Origin of the sequence: Corynebacterium sp. MSK204 (genome assembly GCF_030229885.1) — a bacterium.
In the GTDB taxonomy this organism is placed as follows: domain Bacteria; phylum Actinomycetota; class Actinomycetes; order Mycobacteriales; family Mycobacteriaceae; genus Corynebacterium.
Genome location: NZ_JASPGQ010000055.1, coordinates 1 through 619, shown reverse-complemented (window position 1 = coordinate 619; position 619 = coordinate 1). Strand labels below are relative to the sequence as shown.

General features: G+C 53.2%; 1 protein-coding gene. It reads right to left on the bottom strand.

Going from position 1 to position 619, the window contains the following annotated elements:
• Positions 1-619, bottom strand: a 619-nt coding sequence (locus QP908_RS11755) for an IS3 family transposase (protein WP_284772365.1), incomplete at both ends; no start/stop codon positions are given.

Sequence of the window (619 nt, the reverse complement as noted above, 5' to 3'; positions counted from 1 at the left end):
AATTCGGTCTTCAATGTCGACCAGAACGACTCGGCCATCGCATTGTCAAAGCAGACACCAGTACGGCCGACCGATTGTGCAATCCCTAGTTCTTGACAGACCTGCCACAGCTGTTCGCTGGTGAACTGGGTACCACGATCGGCGTGGAAGACCACGCCGTCGGGTACTTCACCACGCAGGGTGTAAGCCATGCGCAGTGCACGTTCAACTAGGTAAGAATCCTGCACACTATCCATGGACCAGCCTAGGACTCGGCGGGAGTGTCCATCGCGGATAACGCATAGGTACAGCCAGCCCTCATTCGTGCGTAGATAGGTAATATCCGACATCCACACTCGATTAAGCTGCCCTTGATCAAATAGGCGTTTCACTAGGTCTGGAAGCGTTGACTTCCGCTTGGATTGAATCGTCGTTACGGGAACAAACGCCCTGGGTGAGATGCCTTCAATACCCATCATCCGCATGCGTTTGGCCACGGTTTTGCGATTCACATAGACCCCACCCTCGGCGAGTTCTGCAGTAATCCGTGGGGCACCGTAGACTTCGTCAGAATCTTCCCAGATGTCATGAATTTTCCTGTCTAACTGGTCGAGGAATCTCTGACGCTGATTTTCACCAC